Raw genomic sequence first — 3383 nt, 5'->3', positions numbered from 1 at the left:
CCGGCACGGTGGGTCCGTGGATCTCGTGGCGTCCCGCCACGCCGTGCGCCGGTCCCGGTGAACTTTGACCGAGAACGTTCGGCGCCGGGCGGGGACCCGCCGGCGGACCGGGCCGGTGGCCTGTCCGGACGGTGTGTGACAGCTCCGCTACCGCGATGCGATCCTGCCATCTGTGGCAACCGGCGAGGAGATCCGGACCGCCCAACCAGGGCTTTCCCGCAGGTCAGCCGTATAGGGTGAGTTTTCCGGTCCGGACGCATCAGATGGGGGAAGTGAGGGGTGGGACCTTGGGTTCCGACTCAGGGGCACGCACAGCCTTCGCCGAACGCCTCGCCCTGCTGTACCGGGAAGCCGGGAATCCGCCCCTGAAAAGCGTCTCGGAGGCGGTCGTCCGGCTCCAGCGGGTGGACGAGCGCGGCCGTCCGGTACGGGTCTCCGCGCAGCGCATCAGCGACTGGCGGCGGGCCAAGAACGCGCCCGCCCAGTTCGCCGCCCTGGCCGCCGTCCTCCAGATCCTCATCCCCGAGGCCCGCCGCGCCAGCCCCACCCCGGTCTCCAGCGGCCTGTACGACCTGGCCCAGTGGCAACGGCTGTGGGAACGCGCCCTGGCCGACCCGGTGGGCGAGCGCCCCGAGGGCCCCGCGGCAGAACCACCTCCCGCCGAGTCGCCGGTGTGTCCGTACCGGGGCCTCGCCCCCTACCGGCAGCAGGACGCCCGCTGGTTCTTCGGCCGGGAGCGGGGCACGGAGGCGCTGGTGGCCCAGTTGCGGGCCGCCGAGCACGGCGGGGGACTGGTGATGCTGGTCGGTGCCTCGGGCGCCGGGAAGTCCTCCCTCCTCAACGCCGGCCTGGTGCCCGCCCTGGAGGAGGAGGGCGCGCACACGGTCCTCCAGCTCGTGCCGGGCGCCGATCCGCTGGCGGAGCTGACCCGCCTGGTGCCGGCCCTCGCCCCGCTCGCCGCCGAGGCGCGGGCCGCCGGGGAGGAGGACCGGAGCCCGGCCGCCGGGGCGATACGGGAGGCGGTCGCCGAGTGGGCCCTCGGCCGGCGGCCGCCGGGCACCGTCAGCATCCCCGGCCCCCGCTCCTCACCCGAGTCCCCCGCGCCCGCGGCCCGCAGGACGGCCCGGCCGGTCCTGATCGTGGACCAGTTCGAGGAGACCTTCACCCTCTGCCCGAGCGAGGCCGACCGCCGGGCCTTCGTCCAGTTCCTGCACGCCGCCTGCACGCCCGGACCGGCCGGGCCCGCCGCCGTCCAGGTCGTCCTCGGCATCCGCGCCGACTTCTACGAGGAGTGCCTCGGCTACCCCGAACTCGCCGACGCCCTCCAGCACCGGCACATGGTGCTCGGCCCGCTGACCACCGCCGAACTGCGCGAGGCGGTGACCGGACCGGCGCGGGCGGTGGGGCTGGAACTGGAGGCGGGCCTCACCGAGCTGATCGTCCGCGAGGTCAGCGCCGACGGCCCGCGCGGCGCCCATGACGCGGGCGTGCTCCCGCTGCTCTCCCACGCCCTGCTCGCCACCTGGCAGCGCCGCAAGGCCGGCCGGCTGACCGTGGCCGGGTACCGGTCCGCGGGCGGCATCCAGGGCGCGGTCGCGGCCACCGCCGAGCGCGCCTGGTCCGGTCTCGACCCGGCCGCCCGCACCGCCGCACGGCTGCTCCTGCTACGCCTGGTCCGGCTCGGTGAGGACACCCAGGCCACCCGCAGGCGCGGCACCCGGCGCCAGCTGGCAGCCGAGTCCACGGACCCGGACAAGACCGAGGAGTCGCTGGAGGCGCTGGTCCGCGCCCGGCTGGTCACCCTCGACGCGGAGACCGTGGAGATCACCCACGAGGCACTGCTGCACGCCTGGCCCCGGCTGCGGCACTGGATCGACGACAACCGGGGCGACCATCTGCTGCGCCAGCGACTGGAGGAGGACGGCCGGGCCTGGGAGGACTCCGAGCGCGACAGCTCCCTGCTGTACCGGGGCTCCCGTCTCGAGCAGGCGCGCGGCTGGGCCGAGACGGCCGGGGACACCTATCTGACGCGGGGCGCCCTGGACTTCCTGGCCGCCTCGGTACGGCTGCGCAAGCGCACCGTGCTGATCAGCAGGGCCGCGGTGGCCGCGCTCACCGTGCTGGCGGTGCTCGCGGCGGGGGCCGCGGTGGTGGCCTGGCAACAGCGGAACGACGCGGTGTTCGAGCAGGTCCTCGCGGAGGCCGACCGGGTCCAGCACACCGACCCCTCGCTCGCGGCGGGCCTCGACCTGGTCGCGCACCGGCTGCGCCCGGACGACGAGGGCGCCTACAGCCGGCTGATCTCCATCGTGAACGCCCCGCTCGCCACCCCGCTCACCGGTCACACCGGCGCCGTCTACCTGACCTCCTTCAGCCCCGACGGCAAGGTCCTCGCCACCGCCAGCTACGACCGCACCGTCCGCCTGTGGAACGTCGCGGACCGGGGGAACCCCAAGCCGCTGGGCACCCCGCTGCACGGGCACCGGTCCTGGGTGAGCAGCGCGGTGTTCAGCCCGGACGGGCACACCCTGGCCAGCGCCGGCGACGACGGCACGATCCACCTCTGGGACGTCACGGATCCCGCCCACCCCACGTCCCTGGGGGAGCCCCTCACGGGCCACGACGGCACGATCTACCTGGTCGCCTTCAGCCCGGACGGCCGCACCCTGGCCAGCGCGGGCGAGGACCGCACCGTACGGCTGTGGAACGTGGCCGATCCGCACCGGGCGAAGCCGCTGGGGGCGCTGCGCGGGCACAGTGCGCCGGTGCGCTCGGTGGCGTTCAGCCCGGACGGGCGGACCCTCGCCTCGGGGGGCGACGACGACACCGTACGGCTGTGGGACGTGGCCGACCCCCGGCGTGCCAAGGCTCGGCGCGGGGTGTTGCGCGGGCACACCGATCTGGTGCATTCGGTGGCGTTCAGCCCCAATGGCAAGGTGCTGGCCAGCGGCAGCGCGGACGACACCATCCGGCTGTGGAACGTGACCGACCCGGCGCGTCCGGCCCTGCTGGGCGCGCCGCTGACCGGGCACACCGGGCCGGTGTGGTCGGTGGCGTTCAGCCCGGACGGGGGCAGGCTCGCGGCGGCCAGCGCGGACTCCACGGCCAGCCTGTGGAACGTCACCGACCCCGCCTCCCCCTCCCAGGTGGGCGAGCCGCTCGCGGGGAGCAGCGGGGAGATGTACGCGCTGGGGTTCAGCCCGGACGGCCGTACCCTCGCCACCGGCAGCGGGGACGGCCGGGCCCGGCTGTGGGCGGTGCCGACGTCGGACATGACCGGGCGCAGCGCCGCGTTCCGCCGGGACGGGAAGGTGCTGGCCACGGCCGCGCGCGACGGCCGGGTCCGGCTGTGGCGGGTGACGGCGCCGGAGCGGCCGGTGGCG

1 protein-coding gene is annotated in these 3383 nt (G+C 75.7%); it reads left to right on the top strand.

All coding sequences use genetic code 11. The features are described from left to right. Positions 1 to 263: 263 nt before the first annotated feature. The coding region (locus CCN33_RS27290) for an NACHT and WD repeat domain-containing protein (RefSeq protein ID WP_086696097.1) at positions 264 to 3383 on the top strand (3120 nt) is incomplete at its 3' end.

Origin of the sequence: Streptomyces recifensis, from assembly GCF_002154615.1 — a bacterium.
Lineage (GTDB): Bacteria > Actinomycetota > Actinomycetes > Streptomycetales > Streptomycetaceae > Streptomyces > Streptomyces griseoluteus.
This window is presented reverse-complemented; position numbering and strand designations above follow the sequence as displayed.